We start from the raw sequence: 19,151 nt of genomic DNA, 5'->3' as shown, positions 1-19,151 counted from the left end.
GGCTGTCAAGCAAACGTCGGGCTGAACGCGTTTTATCGCAGCCCGGCTATTGCGCGGGTGCGATTGGCTCGGGCGTCGGCTCCGCCGGATCGTGAATGTCGCGACCGCCGAAGCCGTGCATGCGCAGTGCCCACTGCAGGCCGACGAGCGCGCCCTTCACGCGTGGCAGCATCCACAGGCACAGACCCATCGTCAACGGCAGCCAGATGGCGAGGTGGATCCAGTAGTCGGGCTGGAACCTCTCTTCCACCATCATGACACCGGCGACGATGAAGTGGCCGGCAATGAGGATGGTGAAGTAGGGCGGCGCGTCGTCGGCGCGATGATGATGCAGTTCTTCGCCGCAGGCCGAGCAGTTGTCTGCCACCTTGAGGTACTTGCGGTAGAGCTTGCCGTTGCCGCAGGCGGGGCATTTGCCGAACGTGGCGCGCCGGACGGCGAGCGTGACATCGCGTGCGGTCGGCTCCGAGAAAGTGGTCGCTTCTTCCACCATCGCCTGCTTCCTTGCTCCCGCTGCTCTGCCATGGAAGGTCGCGCTTGACCTGCTTCAGGTCAACGGACGAAAGGCCGCGCCGTGCGCGGCTTAGCGACGCCGCCGGTTGCGGAATTTGCCTTTAAATCCCGGTTGCGGTGCAGCAACGCGACCCTTCTTGCCCTCGGTTAACATCTCGAAACGAAGTGCGCCCGCCGACGGGATCGCCTCCACGAGCTTCACTTCGACGGTGTCGCCGAGCCGGAACGTCTCGCCGGTGCGCTTGCCGACGAGTGCGTGATGCGCCTCGACGTGATTGTAGAAGTCATTCGTCAGCGACGACACGGGCACGAAGCCGTCGGCGCCCGTATCCTTCAGGCGCACGAACAGGCCCGAGCGCGTGACGCCGGCGATACGTCCGGTGAAGGTTGCGCCGACGCGGTCGGCGAGATGCGCGGCGATGAGACGATCGGCGGTCTCGCGCTCGGCCGCCATGGCGCGCCGCTCCGCATCCGAGATCTGTTGCGCCACTTCGCGCAGCCGCCCGATCTCGAAATCTTCCAGTCCCCCTTCGCCGAACTTCAATGCTTTCACCAGCGCGCGATGCACAAGGAGATCCGCGTAGCGGCGGATCGGCGAGGTGAAGTGCGCGTAGCGGCGCAGGTTCAGGCCGAAGTGGCCGATGTTGTCGATGTTGTATTCCGCCTGGCTCTGGCTGCGCAGCACCACCTCGTTGACGAGATCGGCGACGGGCAGCGTCTTGGCGCGCTGCAGAATGCCGTTGAAGTGCTCGGGCTTCAGCGTCGAGGCCTGTGGAAGCTTCATACCGAGCGTATCGAGGAACTCGCGCAGGCTCGCTAGCTTCTCCTTCGAGGATTGGTCGTGGATGCGATAGACGACGGGCGTCTTCTTTTGCTCGAGTTGCTCCGCCGCGGCGACGTTCGCCTGGATCATGAACTCCTCGATCAGCCGGTGCGCGGTGAGGCGCTCCGGCGTCACGATGTTGGCGACACGACCTCTATCGTCGAGCAGAATCTTGCGCTCGGGCAAGTCGAGGTCGAGCGGCTGGCGCTTGTCGCGCGCCGCCGCCAGCACGTCGTACGCCGCCCACAACGGCCGCAGCACGCGGTCGAGCAGCGGTCCCGCCTTGTCGGAGGGGCGCCCGTCGATCGCCGCCTGCGCTTCCTGATAGCTGAGCTTCGCTGCCGAGCGCATCATCGCCCGCATGAAGGTGTGCGAGCGCTTGCTGCCGTTCTTGTCGAAGATCATCCGCACGACGAGGCAGGCGCGGTTCTCGCCTTCGCGCAGCGAGCACAGGTTGTTGGAGATGCGCTCGGGCAGCATCGGCACGACGCGGTCGGGGAAGTAGACCGAGTTGCCGCGCATCTGCGCCTCGCGGTCGAGCTTCGAGCCCGGCCGCACGAAGTGCGAGACGTCGGCGATGGCGACGAGCACCACCCAGCCTCCGGGATTGCCCGCGTCGGCGTCGGGTTCCGCATAGACCGCGTCGTCGTGGTCGCGCGCGTCCGGCGGATCGATGGTGACGAGCGGTACGCCGCGCAGATCGGTGCGGCCGGAGAGCGTCGGCTCAGTGAGCGCCTCGCTCTCGGTGATGACGCTTTCCGGGAAGTCGTCGGGGATGCCGTGCGCGTGCACGGCGATGAGGCTGATCTGCCTCTGGTCGTTGGGGTTGCCGAGCGCTTCCAGCACCCGCGCCTGCGGGACCTGCATGCGGCCCTTCTTGGCCAGATCGAAGCGCACGAGGTCGCCGTCCTTCGCCGGACCTTCGTCGCCCGGCGCCAGCGACCAGGAGCGAAGCTGCTTGCGGTCGACCGGCTCGATCGTGCCACCGCCGCGCCGTGCTGCGCGATAGATGCCGATAAGGCGGCGCTTTTCGCGCGGCAGCCGCTTGATCGGGAAGGCCTCGAAGCGATAGCCGGCGCTCGGATCGTCGATCTCGTTGATGCGCGCCAGCACGCGGTCGCCAACGCCGATGCTCGCCTCGATGTCGACCTCCGGTCCGCGCGCCTTGCGCGGCGTGATCAAAACTTCCGGGCGCTCGCCTTCCTCCTCCCACACGGCAGGCTTGGCGATGAGGTCGCCTTGCTCGTCGCGCCCCGTCACCTCGAGGATCGTGACCGGCGGCAGGCCGCCCTTCTGGCGCAGGCTCTTGCGATCGCCCGACAGCATGCCGTCCTCGGCCATGCTGGCGAGCAGGCGGTTGAACTCCATGCGATCGGGGCCGCGCACGTCGAACGCGCGCGCGATCTCGCGCTTGCCGACCTTGGTCGGCGACGTCTTGATGAACTCGAGGATCTCGTCGCGGCCGGGCAGTCCTGCGCGCTTGGGTGGACCGCTCTTGGGGCCCTTGGGTCGGCGCGGCATGTCAGCGTGCCCGGCGAGGCGGCATGTTGGAGCCTTACGTGTCGGCGTCGGCTGTCTCGCGCTTGCTCTTAACCGAACGGCCCTTAGCTGTCTTGCTCACTTTGCCACCTTTCGCGGCGGGCTTGGCGTCTTTCGCGCCAGCCTTGCTTTCGGTGGAGGCTTTGCGCACAGGCTTCTTCTTTTTCGACGGGCCCTTGGCGGCGCGTGCGGCGATGAGCTCGACGGCCTCCGCCACGCTGAGAGCTGCCGGGTCCTTGCCGTTGGGGATCGTCGCGTTGACGGCGCCGTGCTTCACGTACGGGCCGTAGCGGCCCGACAGCACCTCGATCTTGCCGCCGCCGTCCGGATGCTCGCCCAGATCTTTCAACACGGTCGGCTTGGCGCGCTGGAAGCGGCTCTTGTTGCCGGCCGCCTTCTCGGCGAGCAGCGCCACAGCGCGGTTGAGGCCGACCGAGAACACTTCCTCGATGCCTTCGACGTTGGCGTACATGCCGTCGTGCAGGATGAACGGTCCATAGCGGCCGAGACCGGCGCTGATGGGCTTGCCCGTTTCCGGATGCAGACCGACCTCGCGCGGGAGAGACAAGAGTTTCAGCGCGAATTCGAGATCGACCGATCCCGCGTCGACGCCCTTTGGAATGCTGGAGCGCTTGGGCTTCTCGTCCTCGGAACCCTCGCCGAGCTGCAGGTACGGGCCGAAGCGGCCGGTGCGCAGCGTCACCGGGAGTCCAGTCTCGGGATCCTCGCCCAATAGCTTGCCGTCGGGACCGACGCCTTCCGTGTCGCCGCCGTTGACGTCGCTGAGCTGGCGCGTAAAGCGGCACTCCGGGTAGTTCCCACAGCCGATGAAGGCGCCGTACTTGCCGGAAATCTTCAGGCTCAAGCGACCGCTCTTGCACGAGGGACACGTGCGCGCATCGGCGCCGTCTTCGCGGGGCGGGAAGATGTGCGGGCCTAAGATCTCGTTCAGCGCTTCGAGCACCTCGCCGACGCGCAGATCCTTGATGTCGTCGACCGAGCCGGTGAACTCGCGCCAGAAATCGCGCAGCACTTCCTTCCAGGCGAGCTTGCCGTCGGAGATGAGGTCGAGCTTATCCTCGAGGTCGGCAGTGAAATCGTACTCGACGTAGCGTTTGAAGAAGCCTTCGAGGAAGGCGATGACGAGCCGTCCCTTGTCCTCGGGGATCAGCCGCTTCTTGTCGACGCGGACGTACTCGCGCTCCTGCAGCACGGCGAGCGTCGAGGCATAGGTCGACGGCCGGCCGATGCCGAGCTCTTCCATCCTCTTCACCAGCGTCGCTTCCGAGTAGCGCGGCGGCGGCTGGGTGAAGTGCTGCTCGGCTTCGATCAAGCGGTCGGTGACCTTGTCGCCCTGGTTGAGCGCCGGCAGGCGGCGGCTGGCATCGTCCTCGTCGGGTGCGACGTCGTCCTTACCCTTGTTGGCGTGGATGCGGTCGTCGCGGCCTTCCTCGTACACCTTGAGGAAGCCTTCGAACTGGATGACGGAGCCGGTGGCGCGCAGCGTATAGGTCTTGCCGTCGCGGCCCTTCACTTCGATGTCGGCCGCCGTCTGCTCGACTTCCGCCGAGGCCATCTGGCTCGCCACGGCGCGCTTCCAGATCAGCTCATAAAGCCGCGCCTGGTCCTTCTCGAGATACTTGGCGACATCGGATGGCTTGCGGCTGACTTCGGTGGGGCGGATGGCTTCGTGCGCTTCCTGGGCGTTCTTCGCCTTGGTCTTGTACTCGCGGATGAACGGCGCGACGAACTTCTGCGAGTACTCGCGGGCGATGAGGCCGCGGATGGCGCTGATCGCCTCCGGCACGATGGTGACGCCGTCGGTTCGCATATAGGTGATGAGGCCGACCGTCTCGCCGCCGATGTCGACGCCCTCGTAGAGGCGCTGGGCGACCTGCATGGTCTGCTTCGCCGAGAAGCCGAGCTTGCGCGAGGCGTCCATCTGCAGCGTCGAGGTGGCGAACGGCGCGTACGGGTTGCGCTTCACGCCCTTCTTGTCGATCGAGACGACGCGGAAGTCGCCTTTCTCGATGGCCGCCTTGATGGCGTTGGCCTCGTCGCCCTTCTTGATGTCGAGCTTCTTGAGCGTCGTGCCGTTGATGGCGTTGAGGCGGGCAGGGAACTCCTCGCCCTTGGCCGTCGCCATCGTCGCGTCGATGGTCCAGTACTCATCTGTCCTGAAGACCTCGATCTCGCGCTCGCGGTCGCAGACGAGGCGCAGCGCCACCGACTGCACGCGTCCGGCCGACCGGGCGCCCGGCAGCTTGCGCCACAGGACCGGGGAGAGCGTGAAGCCGACGAGATAGTCCAGCGCCCGGCGGGCGAGGTAGGCGGAGACGAGGGGGCCATCGATCTTCCGCGGCTCGGCGAGCGCCGCCATGATCGCCTGCTTCGTGACCGCGTTGAAGGCGACGCGCTCGACCGGGGTGTCCTTCTTGAGCGCCTTCTTCTGCTCGAGGATCTGCAGGATGTGCCAGGAAATCGCCTCGCCTTCGCGATCAGGGTCGGTGGCGAGGATCAGCTTGTCGGCCGTTCTGACCGCATCGGCGATTTCCTTCATGATTTTCTGGGACTTAGGGTCGACATCCCAGTGCATCTCGAAGTCTTTGTCGGGCTCGACCGACCCATTCTTGGCGGGCAAATCGCGCACATGGCCGAACGAGGCAATGACCTTGTAGCCGCCGCCCAGGTACTTGTTGATGGTCTTGGCCTTGGCAGCCGATTCGACGATGACGACGTTCATCTACATGCTTTCAGGCTGGCTTGGAGCAAGGGCGGAGGCCCGTAAATCGGGGCTTGCGGGCCGGGGAGCCCAAGGGTGTCGCCCAACATTGCGGCGGTCCGTTCGGCCGGGGAACATGGGAGAGGAATGTGGCCATGTCAAATTCACGGCCCGCTGGGCGTGTGCCGGCTTCGTCTTGCCATCTCAGGTTGTGAATGTTATTTACCACGACCAGGAGCGGTAGCGGTCGGGACATTCATCAGCAATGACAGGCCCAAACGAACCCAACAATGGCACAGGGCAGCCGCCGCCCGTGCGCAGCGCCCCGACGCTCGGATACCTCTGCGACCTCATTCACGAGCTGAAGCATTTGGCCGACCGGTCGGGGCAGCGGACGCTGTCGGCCATCCTCGCTGCCGCGCTCGTCGAGGCCCGCATCCAGAACGACGACAACAGTCACTGAGGTCCAAGCGCGTTAGTGCTCGAGCGGCGTCAGCGAGACGAGGCCGCCTCCGTGCCTCTCGATGCGTCCGGCGAGTGCCAGCTCCATCAGCGCGATCTGCACGCTGCGGATGCCGAGCCCGGTCGAGCGCACGACGCTGTCGACGTCGATCGGCGCCGGCCCGAGCGCCGCCACAACCCGGCCGCGCTCGTCCTCCGATAGGGACGCTGGAGGGAGCGACGTGGCAACGCCTTGGCGCGGCGGCGGCGGATCCTCGCGCAGGTGCGCCGTCGCGCCGCGCGTCAGCGGCACCAGCGCCGCGAGCACGTCCTCCGCCTCGGTGACGAGCGTGGCGCCCGACTTTAGAAGCTTGTTGGTGCCCTCGGCGCGTGGGTCGAGCGGATGCCCGGGTACGGCGAACACCTCGCGCCCCTGTTCGGCGGCGAGCCGCGCGGTGACGAGGCTGCCCGATCGGCGCGCCGCCTCGACGATGACGACGCCCAGCGACAGACCGGAGACGATGCGGTTGCGGCGGGGAAAGTCCTGGCCGCGCGGGACAAAGCCGAAAGGCATTTCGCTGACGAGGCAGCCGCGCTCGGCGATCTTGTCCTGTAGCTCTGCGTGCTCGGGGGGGTAGACGACGTCGAGGCCGCCGGCCAGCACCGCGATGGTGCCGGTGTCGAGCGCAGCCAGGTGGGCCATGGCGTCGATACCGCGCGCCAGCCCGGAGGCGATGACGAAGCTGCCGCGGCCGATCTCGGCGGCGAACTGGCGTGCCAGCTTGGCGCCTGCGGCCGAGCACTGCCGGGCGCCGACGATGCCGATGATCGAGCGCTGCAGGAGTGCCTGGTTGCCTTTGACGTAGAGCAGCGGCGGTGGCGCATCGAGCGCAGCCAGCGCCGTGGGGTATTGCGCCTCGCCGACGATCAGCAGCTGCGCGCCGCCGGCGTCGGCGCGTTCCAGCTCCGCCTCGGCATCCGCCCGCGGGCAGATGCGGATCGGTTTGCGATAGCCGCCGCGGCGCGACAGCTCGGGCAGCGCGGCGAGTGCTGCGACGGCGCTCCCGTAGTGGCTCAGCAATTCGCGGAAGGTGACGGGACCGACGTTGTCCGAGCGGATGAGCTGCAATGCCGCGATGCGCTCGGCAGCGACATCGCGCGGCGCGGCGACGCTCGGCTCACGCCTTGGCACCGATCCTCGGCTCCTCTCCGGCCGCCAGGCGCCGGATGTTGGCGCGATGCTTGTAGATAAGGAGCGCCGACATGAGGGCGGCGAGCAGCCCCGTGGCGATATCGCCGATGGCGAGCAGCCCGACCGGCGTCGCCAGCGCGGCGATGAGCGCCGACAGCGACGAGTAGCGGGTCACGAGCGCGATGGCGAGCCAGACGGCGCAGAAGGTCAGCGCGGCGCGCCAATCCACCCCGAGCAGCACGCCGATATAGGTGGCCACGCCCTTGCCGCCGCGAAATTGGAGCCACGCGGGGAACACGTGGCCGACGAAGGCGGCGAGGCCGGCGAGCAGCGATGCCATGATGGCTTCGCCGCCCTGCGCGCCGATCCAGTGTCCGACCAGCACCGCGGCCGTGCCTTTGAGCGCGTCGAGCAGCAGGGTGAGCGCGGCGAGGCCCTTGTGCCCGGTGCGCAGCACGTTGGTGGCGCCGATGTTGCCGGACCCGATGGCGCGCACATCGCCAAGGCCGGCGGCGCGCGTCAGCAGATAGCCGAACGGAATGGAACCGAGGAGGTAGCCGAGGGCAATGGCGGCCAGCGTATAGGGATTGATGAGGTGGTCCATGGCCGCGAAAAATTAGATGACTGGCGGAACTCAAGGTCCGCTCGCCGCCAAGCTACCGGCAGTCTGTTCCCCCTGCAACCGTACTGCGCATCATCCCCTCTCCCCACGCCTACTCTCTGCGTGGGGAGAGGGCTAGGGTGAGGGGCAGAAACTGGGACCGGCGGGTGGACATTATGCGGGGGGCCGCAGCCGTAGCGAACCAACCGGGCACGTGCTCTCCGGTCGCGTCAGGTTGGCGCCGAAGAGAAACTCTGGGAGGAGCTGCGCAGCCGTCGGCTTTCAGGCTTCAGGTTTATTCGTCAAGCGGCCATTGGATTGTACTTCGCTGATTTCCTGTGCCGCGAGCGGAAGCTAGTTGTTGAAGTTGATGGCGCCACGCACGGAAGCGACGTGGAGACCGCGAATGACGCCGCCCGGACAGCCAACCTGGAACGTATGGGCTATCGCGTCTGTCGCGTTACCAACGACGATGTCGAGCGCAACATCGATGGCGTTCTTGAATGGCTTCTGCGCGAGCTTGAACTTGGGCGCTAGCTGCTGCCCCTCACCCTAACCCTCTCCCCGCAGGCGGGGAGAGGGAACTTACGCGCCGTACTGGAAGACGGTCTCGCCGGCGACGAGGGTGCGCAGCACGCGCCCTTGCATCTTGCTCTCGTCGAAGGGCGTGTTCTTCGAGCGCGAGCGCAAGAGGTCCTTGTTCACCACCCACGGCTCGCCTGGATCGAAGAGAATGATGTCGGCGATTGCCCCCTTCGCCAGCCGCCCCGATTGCAAGCCGAGCAGTTTCGCCGGGTTGATCGTCAGCGCGCGCAGGATGCTCATCAGCGGCAGCTCGCCCGAATGGTGCAGGCGCAGCGCCGCCGGCAGCAGCGTTTCGAGACCCACCGCGCCGTCGGTCGCCTCGGCAAAGGGGCGCCGCTTGTCGTCGGCGTCCTGCGGATCATGGCTCGACACGATGATGTCGATGTCGCCCGATGCGAGGCCGCGGATCATCGCCGCGCGATCGTCGTCGGAGCGCAGTGGCGGGCGCATCTTGTAGAAGGTGCGGTAGGGCCCGATGTCGTTCTCGTTGAGCGTCAGGTGATTGATCGACACGCCGCAGGTCACCGGCAGCTTGCGCGCCTTGGCGTTGCGGATCACCTCGAGGCTTTCCGCGCAGCTGATCGTCGCCGCGTGATAGCGCCCGCGCGTCATCTCGACGAGGCGCACGTCGCGCTCCAGCATGATCGTCTCGGAAGCCTTCGGCACGCCGGGCAGCCCGAGCCGCGCCGCCACCTCGCCGGAGTTCATTGCGCCGCCGGATGCGAGATACGGATCCTCGGTGTGGTGCACGATGAGCGCGCCGAAGTCGCGGCTGTAGAGCAGCACGTTGCGCATCACGCGCGTGTTGGCGACGGAGGCCTTGCCGTTGGAGAAGGCGATGGCGCCGGCCCGCTGCAACAGGCCGATCTCGGTCATCTCCTCGCCCTTGAGGCCCTTGGTCATCGCCGCCATGGTGTGGACGTGGACGATGGCGTTGTCGCGCGCGCGCCGCTGGATGAAGTCGACGAGCGCCACCTGGTCGATGACGGGATTGGTTTCCGGCATCACGACCATCGTCGTCACGCCGCCGGCTGCGGCCGCGTGGCTCGCGGTCTTCAAGGTTTCGCGATGCTCGAAGCCCGGCTCGCCGGTGAACACCTGCGCGTCGATCAGGCCCGGCGCCAGCACATGCCCCTTGCAGTCGATGACGTCGGCGCCTTCGGGTGCGTTGCGCCTGAGCTGCGGACCGATGTCGGCGATCACGCCGTCGCGGACGACGAGGCCGCCCGGCTCGTCGCGGTTCGAGGCCGGATCGATAATGCGGGCGTTGATGAAGGCGGTGGCCGGCGGCGCCTTGGCGTCGCGCGGAGGGCGTTTGGCGGTGGTGGTTGCAGCGTTCATCGTTTCGGCAGGTTGCGGGCCAGCGCCTCGAGCACCGCCATGCGCACGGCGACGCCCATCTCTACCTGCTCGCGGATGACGCTGGACGAATGGTCGGCGACGGTCGAGGCGATCTCGACGCCGCGGTTCATCGGACCCGGATGCATGACGATCGCGTCGGGCTTGGCGCGGGCGAGCTTCTCGTGGTCGAGACCGAAGAAGTGGAAGTACTCGCGGCTCGACGGCACGTACGATCCTTCCATGCGCTCGCGCTGCAGGCGCAGCATCATGACGACATCGGCGCCTTCGAGCGCCTTCCACATGTCGGTGTAGACCTCGGCGCCGAGACGCTCGGGCGCAGCGGGCAGCAAGGTCGACGGGGCGGCGATGCGCACGCGGGCGCCGAGGGCGTTCAATAAGATGATGTTGGAGCGGGCGACGCGGCTGTGCAGGATGTCGCCACAAATCGCCACGGTGAGGCCGGCGATGCGACCCTTGGCGCGGCGGATGGTGAGCGCGTCGAGCAGCGCCTGCGTCGGGTGCTGGTGCGAGCCGTCGCCGGCGTTGACGACCGAGCAGTCGACCTTCTGCGCCAACAGCTCCACCGCACCGGCCGCGTGGTGGCGGACGACGATGATGTCCGGGCGCATGGCGTTGAGCGTTATCGCCGTGTCGATCAGCGTCTCGCCCTTCTGCACCGACGAGGTCGACACGTTCATGTTCATGACGTCGCCGCCCAGGCGCTTGGCCGCCATCTCGAAGGACGACTGCGTGCGCGTGGAGGCTTCGAAGAACAGGTTGATCAGGGTGCGACCGCGCAGAATATCGCGGCGTTTTCCGACTTGGCGGTTGTCGTCGGCGGCACTGTCGGCGAGATCGAGGAGAAAATTGATCTCGGTGGCACCGAGCCCCTCGACCGTGAGGAGATGGCGGTGCGGAAAGTGGAGCGCCTCGACTTTGGCTGCTGCGTTGCTCATTAAAGGCGTTTGTATAGGCAGAGTCCGCTCCGAGGGCAACCGCGCTCAGAGCCCAGGTTATGGATGACCTGGGGAATTCGTTAAGCTCTGGTAGCATGTTGCCACCCTGAAACGCCATAAAACCCTGCATGAGCGCGCGATCTACAACGCATGAGGTGCTGAACCAGCCACCGCCCTTGGAGGACGTGAACCTCTATGCGACCGACGCCGCGCTAATCGACGCAGTCGAGCGGGAAGGCGGGGGACACGCGGCGGGGGCGCTGGACACCTTCGGGAAGGTGGCGGGCAGCGCCGAGGCGCTGGAGCGCGGCCGCCTCGCCAATGAGGTGACGCCGAAGCTCTCCACCCACGACCGCTACGGGAAGCGGCGCGACACGGTCACTTTTCACCCGGCCTACCACACGTTGATGCGCACGAGCTGTATGGAGGGCCTGCACAGCTCCGTGTGGACCCACCTCGGCAAGAAGGGCGGAGCGCGACCGGCGGGTGCGCACGTGGCGCGCGCCGGTGCCTTCTATATGGCGGCGCAGATGGAGGCGGGGCACTGCTGCCCCATCACCATGACCAGCGCCGCGGTTCCCGTGCTCCTTCAGCAGCCGGACGTCGCCGCCGAGTGGCTGCCGCGCATTCTGCCCTACACATACGATCCGAGCTTTGCGCCGGCTTCCGCCAAGACCGCCGTCACGCTCGGCATGGGCATGACGGAGAAGCAGGGCGGCACCGACGTGCGAGCCTCGACCACAATCGCCGAGCCCGTCGCCGGTGGTGGGGCGGGGGGTGAATACCGCATCACGGGTCACAAGTGGTTCCTGTCGGCGCCGATGTCGGACGCGTTCCTGGTGCTGGCGCAGGCCCCCGAAGGTCTCACGTGCTTTCTCATGCCGCGCTTCCGGCCCGACGGCAGCGTCAACGCGCTGCACCTACAGCGGCTGAAGGACAAGCTCGGCAACCGCTCGAATGCGTCCTCGGAGGTCGAGTTCCACGGCGCCTACGCGCGCGCCGTTGGCGAGGAGGGGCGCGGCGTCGCCACGATCATCGAGATGGTGACGCACACGCGGCTTGATTGCGCCGTCGCCTCCGCCGGGTTGATGCGTGTCGCGCTCGCCAACGCCGTGCACCACGCCGATCACCGCACGGTGTTTCAGAAGAAGCTGATCGATCAGCCGGTGATGCAACAGGTGCTGGCCGACATGGCGCTCGACGTCGAGGCGGCAACCGCGCTCGCCTTCCGCTTAGCCCGCGCCTTCGACCGCGCCGACGACCCGCGGGCCTCCGCCTGGCGCCGGCTGATGACGCCGGTCACGAAATACTGGGTGTGCAAGATGGCGCCGCCGCTCGTGGCCGAGGCGATGGAGTGCCTCGGCGGCAACGGTTACGTCGAGGAGGCGCCGCTGGCGCGTCTCTATCGCGAGGTGCCGGTCAACTCGATCTGGGAGGGATCGGGCAATGTCATGGCGCTGGACGTCGCGCGCGTGCTGCAACGCGAGCCGGCGGCGGTGCAGGTGGTGATGGACGAGCTCGTCGGTGCCGCCGGCGACGATCAGATACTGCGCCGCGCGCACCAGCGGCTGGAGACCATGCTGCAGGAGCCGAAGCTGCTCGACGCGCGCGGGCGCACGCTTGTCGAAGGGTTCGCGGTGTTGGCGGCGGCGACGATCCTGCGCGCCCACGCCCCGCCGGCGGTGGCGGACGCGTTCATCGCCACGCGCATCGCCGGGGATCCGCGGCAGACCTACGGGCAAGGCCTCGAGCACGCCGACGTGCGCGCCATCCTCGCCCGCGCCTCCCCGCATAAGAGCTGAGGGGGACGGGCTGCGTATCCCGAAATTCCGGGACTACGTAAACAGCCAGGACGAGACGCCGCCGCGGCGCGCCAGGTCCGCCATCTCCGCGTTCAGGCTATCGAACACCGCCTGTGTCGCGACCTCGGCCAACCACGGGGCGCCCTGCGTGCGCTTGCGGTAGGGCGCCATCAGCTGGGTCCACAGGTCGTTGTCGAGCTGCCGCTCGGGGGGAATCCGCGGCGGCAGGCGCCGCAGTCCGCTCTGCGCCGCGAGCCACGCATATGCCGCCTGCCACACGTCGAGCGGCGCCGCCATGTTATGGCGCGCCTTGAGCTGGGTGATCGCCAGCATCCCGGCCTCGCGCGCGTGCGGGCCGATCTCCAGCGTTGCGATGTGCTCGCGGTCGCGGCGGATCGAGAACAGCCGGCAGCGGTCGTCGGCGAGCCGCTCGGCGTACTGGTCGGCGCAGTTCTGCATGGCGCGCGATTCCGCCAGGATCTCCATGCGGTCGAGCAGCGGCACGAACGTGAAGCCGCGCACCTGCCCGCCCGACAACCACGGATCGGTCAAGACGCCGGGGCCGAGCTGCAGCGTCAGGCGCATGCGGTTGAGCCAGCTCTTTGCGGCGCAGAGCGCGGTGTCGAAGGCGATCTCCGGCCGCCACGGCACGACGATGAGACCGTTGGCGCGAGTCTGCGCGGCGCGCGAGTGCCAGGCGTAGGCGGCGAGCACGCCGAACATCTGCTCGGGCTTGCCCGGCTCGCCGAAGATCGCCTGGTCGGCCAGCCACAGCGCGAAGTCGTCGTTGCAGGCGCGCGCGCCGAACGCCACCGAGTCGAGCCACAGGGCGCCGTGGCTCGGCGCCGCCGGTAAGCGCGTGGCGATGCGGCGCGTGAAGCTTTCGCTCGACGGGACCGGCAGCACCTCTTTCTGGAACGCTTCAGGCGGCAGCCGCCGCAGCCACAGCGGCAGATCGAGCGTGCGCGCCACCGCTTTCAGCGCCGCGCCGTCCTCGATGAGGGCGATGGCCGTGTCGCGCGCCTCCTGCGAGCCGCGCCGTGTCGCCAACGCGTACATGGCTCCGGGGAACACGACGGCGAGATCGGCAAGCCGCGCGGATGTGCGCATCATGCGCCGCACCTCGCGCCGCGCCGCATATGCGAAGCGGCTCGCGTAGCTCTCGCGCTCGTCGGAGAGTTGCGGGGCCGGCACAGTGCGACGTGGCTCACTGCGCTGGCGAAGAAGTTTCGTCACCTGCGACATGTACTAATCCACTTCACCATCGGGCCAACGAGCCCAAGCGATGGCGTCGAGGATAAGGTCGCAGCTTATTGCGGCACGCTTGGGACGATCGTGGCGCCATCACCGCAAGCGTGCATGAGAGTTAATGCCGCGGCGTGACGCTCAGCTCAGCTCTGCAATCTGCGCATACGATCGAGCGCGCCCTGTAAAATAATGGCAGCCGCCAGCTTATCGATGACCTCGGCGCGGCGCCGGCGGCTCGCGTCGGCCTCGAGCAGCGTGCGCTCGGCGGCGGCCGTCGACAGGCGCTCGTCCCACAGGAGGATCGGCAGCGCGCTCAGCGCGTTGAGGTTGCGGGCGAAAGCGCGGGTCGCTTGCACGCGCGGGCCGGCGGTGCCGTCGAGGTTGGTCGGCAGGCCGAGCACGAACCCGCTGATCTTGTGTTCGGCGGCGGTTCGCAGCAGCTCGGCCGCGTCCTCCTTGAATTTGGTCCGGCGGATGACGGTCAGTGGCGAGGCGATCGTGCGCGTGATGTCGGAAAGGGCGAGGCCCAGCGTCTTGGTTCCCGCATCGATGCCGAGGAGCGCCGTGCGTTGGGGAAGCCCCGCAAGAAAGGCCTTTACGTCCTCCGTCGTCGAACCGGCCACGCCCGCGCCCGTCGTATTTGCCATTTGCTAAGTCTGCCGGTTGTTGCCGCTTCGCGCTTCCTTATACTCCGCCCGGTTTGCTGAAAGCCAATTGGGCGGGACGGCGGCGGTGCGGTGGGCGCCCCGCTCATCACAGGGTAGACGTGCGTGCAGGATAATCAGGTGCCGACAGCCGGCGCGATGGCAGACACCGCGGCGCCGCGTACAGCCGTGCCGGAATCGCAGGGCAAGGCGGCCGTCCTGGCGCTGTTCGCGGCAACGACGTTTCTCTCCGCCTTCCTGCTGTTCTCCATCCAGCCGATGTTCGCCAAGATGGTCCTGCCGGTGCTCGGCGGCTCCTCGTCCGTGTGGGCGGTGGCGCTCCTCTTCTTCCAGGCGGCGCTGCTTGTCGGCTACCTCTACGCCCACCTTTTGATGCGCTACGTGCCGACGACCTCAACCGGCTTCGTGCATCTCGGCCTCGCGCTGCTGGCGCTAGTGCTCCTGCCCATCGATCTGCCGGGCAACTGGCGCGAGCCCCCGACCGATCCCTACCTCTGGCAGCTCGGCTTGTTCAGCGTCGCCGTCGGCCTGCCGTTCGTCGCCGTCGCCGCCAACGCGCCGCTGCTGCAGGCGTGGTTCGCGCGCTCGGGCCACCCGCACGCCAAGGATCCCTACTTCCTCTACGGCGCCTCGAACCTCGGCAGCCTCCTGGCGCTGCTCGCCTATCCCTTCGTGCTCGAGCCCGACTTTGGGCTGACGGCACTGAGCGGCTATTGGGCGGCGCTCTTCGTCGTGCTGATATTCGCCATAGGCGCCTGCTTCGTGCTCGTGCGCCGGCGCGCCGCGGCGGTCGACGCTCCGGCCGATGCCGTCACTGCCACCACCGGTCCGGGGCCGACGTGGCGCGAGCGGGTCGCCTGGTGCGGTCTCGCTATGGTGCCCGCGGCGCTGCTGACCGCCTTCACGACCGACATCACCACGGACGTCGCTTCAGCGCCGCTCTTGTGGGTGATCCCGCTATCGATCTACCTCGCGACGTTCGTGCTCGCCTTCCAGACGCGGCTGCCGCTGCCCATGTGGCTGTTGCTGCCGGCGCAACTTGCCGCCGTCCTCTTTGCGCTGCTCGAACTCGCCCAGGTGAAGCACGACAAGTGGCTGCTGACGAGCGGTGCCGGCGTTGCCGCCTTCTTCCTCGCGGCTCTCGTCGCCCACCGCACGCTGTTCCTCAAGCGGCCGAGCGCCGGCTATCTCACCGAGTTCTATCTGTGGATGTCATTCGGTGGCGTGCTCGGCGGCTTGTTCGCGGCCTTGATCGCGCCGCGGCTGTTCTCCGAGGTGTTCGAGTACCCGCTGCTCATTGCGTTGTCGCTCGCTTGCCGGCCCGGAGTGTTCGGGGTGCCGCGCGAGCGGACGGTGCGCGAGCTCATCTGGATCGTGGGCATCCTCGCCGCCGGCATGGTGCTCATCACCGAAGGCTCGGTCTACGTCGCCAGGCAGGGCTGGTCGTTCGGTGAGTGGGGATGGACCCCGGTATTGGCGCTGATCTTCGCGGTCGCCACTGTCGCCTTGTGGGGATATGGCGCCCGCCAGCTCGTCACCGCGCTGCTGATGTTCGCCGTGATCGTCATCCTGCCATCGGCGGTGAAGCGCGGCCAGGCGCAGCGCAGCTACTACGGCGTCTATCGCGTCAGCCAATCCGAGGGCGGCGACTTCAACGTGCTGACCCACGGCACGACGCTGCACGGCGCGCAGCGCATCCGCACGCTCGACGGGCACCTCGTGTCCGACGTCACGCCCGGCACCTACTACTATCCCGGCTCGCCGATGGCAGCGGCCGTCAAGATCGTGCAGGCGCGCCTCGACGAGGAGGGCGAAACCGGGCGCGTCGGCGTTATCGGGCTCGGCGCCGGCTCGCTCTCCTGCTACTCGCGCAAACACGAGCAGTGGCGCTTCTTCGAGATCGATCCGCTCGTCGTCGACATCGCCGAGAAATCGAACCACTTCACCTTCCTCGCCAACTGCCAACCGAGGCCGGACGTGGTGATCGGCGACGCGCGGCTGACGCTGGAGAAGGAGCCCGACAACAGCTTCGACCTCATCATCGTCGATGCCTTCACCTCCGACGCGGTTCCCGTGCACCTGATGACGGCGGAGGCGCTGCAACTCTATGCGCGCAAGCTGACCGACAAGGGCGTCGTCGTCCTGCACATCTCCAACCGTTACCTGGACCTCGACTCGGTATTGGGCGCCACCTTGCCTCTGGTGCCGCAACTCAAGGGCCTCATCGTCTCCGACGATAAGGCCGACGGCTCCTATGCGCAGAACACCTCGACCATCGCCGTATTCTCCAAGGACCAGGCGGCGCTCGACCCCTTCCGGGCGGTGGAGGGAGCACAGGACTTCCACGCCGGCGGCGTTTCCCCCTGGACCGACGACGCTTCAGATATCCTCGGCCCGTTCCTGTCGCAGCGCCGCCGGTCGTAAGGCAGATCGACGCGGTTGTCGGCCAAGTTGCGCCCGTTCCCTCCCGGGGCTAAGAGTGCGGGCGCTTTATCCAAGCGACGCTCAACATAACGGCGAGGAGCCATGCGGGTCGACGAGACGACGGTGCTGCGCATTGCGCGGCTGGCACGCATCAAGATCTCCAAGGACGAGGCCAAGGGCCTCGAGAAGGAGCTGACGGGCATCCTCAACTGGGTGGAGCAGTTGAACTCGGTCGACACCGCGTCGGTTGACCCGATGACGCGCGTCGTTCCCATCGAGCTGAAAAAGCGCACCGACGTGATCAGCGACGGCGACATCGCCGACGACGTAGTCAAGAACGCGCCGCTGGTGGAAGACCACTATTTCGTCGTCCCCAAGGTGGTGGAGTAGCACGCCCGTGACCGAACTGACGAAGCTCACCATCGCGGAAGCGCGCGACAAGCTGCGCAAGAAGGAAATCTCGGCCACCGAGCTGACGCAGGCGTTCGTCGCCGCGATCGACGGCGCCAACGCGCATCTCAATGCGTTTGTGCTGCCGACCCCCGAGCTGGCGCTGAAGCAGGCCGCCGAGAGCGACAAGCGCCTGAAGACCGGCGACGCCCGCCCGCTCGAGGGTCTGCCGCTCGGCAACAAGGATCTGTTTTGCACCGCCGGCGTACGCACCACCGCCTGCTCGAAGATCCTCGACGACTTCACGCCCACATATGAATCGACGGTCGGCGCCAACCTGTGGAACGCCGGCGCTGTCATGCTCGGCAAGCTCAACTGCGACGAGTTCGCCATGGGCTCGTCCAACGAGACGAGCGCGTTCGGTCCCGTCGTCTCGCCGTGGCGGCGTGAGCGTGGCGGCAAGCTCACCGACGACAAGTTGGTGCCCGGCGGCTCCTCGGGCGGCTCTTCCGCCGCGGTTTCCGCCGACCTCTGCCTCGCCGCAACCGCCACCGACACCGGCGGCTCGATCCGCCAGCCTGCCGCGCTCACCGGCACCGTCGGCATCAAGCCGACCTACGGCCGCTGCTCGCGCTGGGGCATCGTCGCCTTCGCCTCCTCGCTCGACCAGGCCGGCCCTATCGCCAAGACGGTGCGCGACGCCGCCATCATGCTGCGTGCCATGGCGAGCCACGACCATAAGGATTCCACCTCCGTCGAGACGCCGGTTCCCGACTACGAGGCGGCGCTCGGCCAGGGTCTCAAGGGGCTGCGCGTCGGCGTGCCGAAGGAATACCGCGTCGAGGGCATGTCGAAGGAGATCGAGAAGCTTTGGCAGGAGGGCATCGCCTGGCTAAAGGCGGCCGGCGCCACCATCCACGACATCTCCCTGCCGCACACCAAGTTCGCGCTGCCGGCCTATTACATTGTCGCCCCGGCTGAGGCGTCCTCGAACCTCGCCCGCTACGACGGCGTGCGCTATGGCCTGCGCGTTCCCGGCAAGGACCTGATCGACACCTACGAGAACACGCGCGCCGCCGGCTTCGGCAAGGAGGTGCGCCGCCGCATCCTGATCGGCACCTACGTGCTCTCCGCCGGCTACTACGACGCCTACTACTTGAAGGCGCAGAAGGTGCGCACGCTCATCAAGCGCGACTTCGACGACGCTTGGAAGTCGGTCGACGTGGTGCTGACGCCGACGACGCCGTCGCCCGCCTTCGGGTTCGGCGAGAAGACCGGCGACCCGCTCGCCATGTATTTGGAAGACATCTTCACCGTGACGGTGAACATGGCGGGCCTGCCCGGCATCTCCGTGCCGGCGGGACTGTCGGGGGAGGGCACGCCGCTCGGCCTGCAGCTGATCGGCAAGCCGTTCGACGAGGCGACGCTATTCCGCGCCGCGCAGGCGATCGAGGATGCCGCGGGGCGCTTCATTGTTCCGCAGCGCTGGTGGGAGGCGGGCTCCGCCAAGGCGGAGCCGGCAGCTGCCAAGTCCGCCGCCAAGAAGATCGACGGCAAGAGCAAAGCCGGGAGCAAAGCCAAATGAGTGGGCGCAAACCGCTGGAGTGTACCGACATGACCGAGGTGCGCGCCGAGATCGACCGCATCGATGCCGCGCTCGTCGACCTCATCGCCGAGCGCTTCGGCTTCGTCGACCGCGCCTGGCAGCTCAAATCGAACCCCGGCGAGGCGCACGTTCCCTGGCGCATCCAGCAGGTCATCGACAAGGTGAAGGCGCGGGCAACGGAGAAGGGCCTGCCCCCGGAGCTGACCGAGGCACTGTGGCGGCAGATGATCGGCTGGTTCGTGCAGTACGAGGAAGAGAAGCTCCGCCGCTCGCTCGAGGGTAACGGCGGCAAGGGAGCCTGAA

General features: G+C 67.4%; 15 protein-coding genes and 1 pseudogene. 7 read left to right on the top strand and 9 right to left on the bottom strand.

Annotation, left to right across the window (positions count from 1 at the left end):
- Nucleotides 1–46: 46 nt before the first annotated feature.
- From GIW81_RS05390 to topA, 3 genes are all read right to left on the bottom strand, one after another.
- Nucleotides 47–493 carry a DUF983 domain-containing protein gene (locus GIW81_RS05390; RefSeq protein WP_154738274.1) on the bottom strand — a complete coding sequence of 149 codons (447 nt, stop codon included), beginning with the start codon at nt 491–493 and terminating at the stop codon, nt 47–49.
- Nucleotides 494–583: 90 nt separating this feature from the next.
- A complete protein-coding gene (gene rnr / locus GIW81_RS05385) occupies nt 584–2,857 on the bottom strand; it encodes a ribonuclease R (RefSeq protein WP_154738273.1) in 2,274 nt (757 codons plus the stop codon).
- Nucleotides 2,858–2,891: 34 nt separating this feature from the next.
- Entirely contained in the window at nt 2,892–5,618 is a 2,727-nt protein-coding gene (topA, locus tag GIW81_RS05380; protein ID WP_154738272.1) for a type I DNA topoisomerase, read from the bottom strand.
- A 244-nt stretch (nt 5,619–5,862) separates the two neighbouring features.
- On the opposite strand from topA, the gene GIW81_RS05375 reads away from it, so the two are divergent.
- Nucleotides 5,863–6,060, top strand: a complete 198-nt coding sequence (locus GIW81_RS05375; RefSeq protein ID WP_154738271.1) for a hypothetical protein — start codon at nt 5,863–5,865, stop codon at nt 6,058–6,060.
- Nucleotides 6,061–6,072: 12 nt separating this feature from the next.
- Here the strand turns inward: GIW81_RS05375 and dprA are convergent, their stop codons facing one another.
- Together dprA and plsY are read right to left on the bottom strand one after the other, a co-directional pair.
- Complete coding sequence (gene dprA, locus GIW81_RS05370; RefSeq protein ID WP_324614901.1) at nt 6,073–7,230, bottom strand: DNA-processing protein DprA; 1,158 nt, start codon at nt 7,228–7,230, stop codon at nt 6,073–6,075.
- Nucleotides 7,217–7,834 (bottom strand): glycerol-3-phosphate 1-O-acyltransferase PlsY, encoded by a 618-nt coding sequence (gene plsY / locus GIW81_RS05365; protein WP_154738270.1) that lies wholly within the window; start codon nt 7,832–7,834, stop codon nt 7,217–7,219. The genes dprA and plsY overlap by 14 nt, the downstream gene beginning before the upstream one ends.
- A 210-nt stretch (nt 7,835–8,044) precedes the next feature.
- Here plsY and GIW81_RS05360 point away from each other — a divergent pair.
- Nucleotides 8,045–8,368: pseudogene (locus GIW81_RS05360) on the top strand (endonuclease domain-containing protein); the annotation flags it as partial.
- A gap of 48 nt (nt 8,369–8,416) precedes the next feature.
- Here the strand turns inward: GIW81_RS05360 and GIW81_RS05355 are convergent.
- Nucleotides 8,417–9,757: a dihydroorotase gene (locus GIW81_RS05355; RefSeq protein WP_154738269.1), complete on the bottom strand. Its 1,341-nt coding sequence runs from the start codon at nt 9,755–9,757 to the stop codon at nt 8,417–8,419.
- Nucleotides 9,754–10,713, bottom strand: coding sequence for an aspartate carbamoyltransferase catalytic subunit (locus GIW81_RS05350; protein ID WP_154738268.1), 960 nt, complete (start codon nt 10,711–10,713; stop codon nt 9,754–9,756). The genes GIW81_RS05355 and GIW81_RS05350 overlap by 4 nt, the downstream gene beginning before the upstream one ends.
- A 128-nt stretch (nt 10,714–10,841) precedes the next feature.
- On the opposite strand from GIW81_RS05350, the gene GIW81_RS05345 reads away from it, so the two are divergent.
- Nucleotides 10,842–12,515 carry an isovaleryl-CoA dehydrogenase gene (locus GIW81_RS05345; RefSeq protein ID WP_154738267.1) on the top strand — a complete coding sequence of 558 codons (1,674 nt, stop codon included), beginning with the start codon at nt 10,842–10,844 and terminating at the stop codon, nt 12,513–12,515.
- 33 nt (nt 12,516–12,548) lie between these two features.
- Here GIW81_RS05345 and GIW81_RS05340 read toward each other — a convergent pair whose 3' ends face one another.
- Both GIW81_RS05340 and ruvX read right to left on the bottom strand, forming a co-directional pair.
- Complete coding sequence (locus tag GIW81_RS05340) at nt 12,549–13,760, bottom strand: PcfJ domain-containing protein (protein WP_154738266.1); 1,212 nt, start codon at nt 13,758–13,760, stop codon at nt 12,549–12,551.
- A gap of 146 nt (nt 13,761–13,906) precedes the next feature.
- Nucleotides 13,907–14,410, bottom strand: coding sequence for a Holliday junction resolvase RuvX (ruvX, locus tag GIW81_RS05335; RefSeq protein WP_154738265.1), 504 nt, complete (start codon nt 14,408–14,410; stop codon nt 13,907–13,909).
- Between the two features lie 123 nt (nt 14,411–14,533).
- On the opposite strand from ruvX, the gene GIW81_RS19330 reads away from it, so the two are divergent.
- From GIW81_RS19330 to GIW81_RS05315, 4 genes are all read left to right on the top strand, one after another.
- Nucleotides 14,534–16,852: a fused MFS/spermidine synthase gene (locus tag GIW81_RS19330; RefSeq protein WP_154738264.1), complete on the top strand. Its 2,319-nt coding sequence runs from the start codon at nt 14,534–14,536 to the stop codon at nt 16,850–16,852.
- 102 nt (nt 16,853–16,954) lie between these two features.
- Nucleotides 16,955–17,242: an Asp-tRNA(Asn)/Glu-tRNA(Gln) amidotransferase subunit GatC gene (gatC, locus tag GIW81_RS05325; RefSeq protein WP_154738263.1), complete on the top strand. Its 288-nt coding sequence runs from the start codon at nt 16,955–16,957 to the stop codon at nt 17,240–17,242.
- Nucleotides 17,243–17,249: 7 nt separating this feature from the next.
- A complete protein-coding gene (gene gatA, locus GIW81_RS05320) occupies nt 17,250–18,827 on the top strand; it encodes an Asp-tRNA(Asn)/Glu-tRNA(Gln) amidotransferase subunit GatA (RefSeq protein ID WP_324614900.1) in 1,578 nt (525 codons plus the stop codon).
- Nucleotides 18,824–19,150 (top strand): chorismate mutase, encoded by a 327-nt coding sequence (locus tag GIW81_RS05315; RefSeq protein ID WP_154738262.1) that lies wholly within the window; start codon nt 18,824–18,826, stop codon nt 19,148–19,150. Before gatA ends, GIW81_RS05315 begins: the two co-directional genes overlap by 4 nt.
- Nucleotide 19,151: the final 1 nt, after the last annotated feature.

The organism is Hyphomicrobium album (assembly GCF_009708035.1).
In the GTDB taxonomy this organism is placed as follows: Bacteria; Pseudomonadota; Alphaproteobacteria; order Rhizobiales; family Hyphomicrobiaceae; genus Hyphomicrobium_A; species Hyphomicrobium_A album.
Note: the sequence above shows the minus strand (reverse complement) of the source record. Positions and strands in the feature narration are given on the sequence as shown.

Coding starts and splice junctions, on each gene's coding strand:
- GIW81_RS05390 (WP_154738274.1), bottom strand. CDS start 493: ATGGTGGAAGAAGCGACCACTTTCTCGGAGCCGACCGCACGCGATGTC.
- rnr (WP_154738273.1), bottom strand. CDS start 2,857: ATGCCGCGCCGACCCAAGGGCCCCAAGAGCGGTCCACCCAAGCGCGCA.
- topA (WP_154738272.1), bottom strand. CDS start 5,618: ATGAACGTCGTCATCGTCGAATCGGCTGCCAAGGCCAAGACCATCAAC.
- GIW81_RS05375 (WP_154738271.1), top strand. CDS start 5,863: ATGACAGGCCCAAACGAACCCAACAATGGCACAGGGCAGCCGCCGCCC.
- plsY (WP_154738270.1), bottom strand. CDS start 7,834: ATGGACCACCTCATCAATCCCTATACGCTGGCCGCCATTGCCCTCGGC.
- GIW81_RS05355 (WP_154738269.1), bottom strand. CDS start 9,757: ATGAACGCTGCAACCACCACCGCCAAACGCCCTCCGCGCGACGCCAAG.
- GIW81_RS05350 (WP_154738268.1), bottom strand. CDS start 10,713: ATGAGCAACGCAGCAGCCAAAGTCGAGGCGCTCCACTTTCCGCACCGC.
- GIW81_RS05345 (WP_154738267.1), top strand. CDS start 10,842: ATGAGCGCGCGATCTACAACGCATGAGGTGCTGAACCAGCCACCGCCC.
- GIW81_RS05340 (WP_154738266.1), bottom strand. CDS start 13,760: ATGTCGCAGGTGACGAAACTTCTTCGCCAGCGCAGTGAGCCACGTCGC.
- ruvX (WP_154738265.1), bottom strand. CDS start 14,410: ATGGCAAATACGACGGGCGCGGGCGTGGCCGGTTCGACGACGGAGGAC.
- gatC (WP_154738263.1), top strand. CDS start 16,955: ATGCGGGTCGACGAGACGACGGTGCTGCGCATTGCGCGGCTGGCACGC.
- GIW81_RS05315 (WP_154738262.1), top strand. CDS start 18,824: ATGAGTGGGCGCAAACCGCTGGAGTGTACCGACATGACCGAGGTGCGC.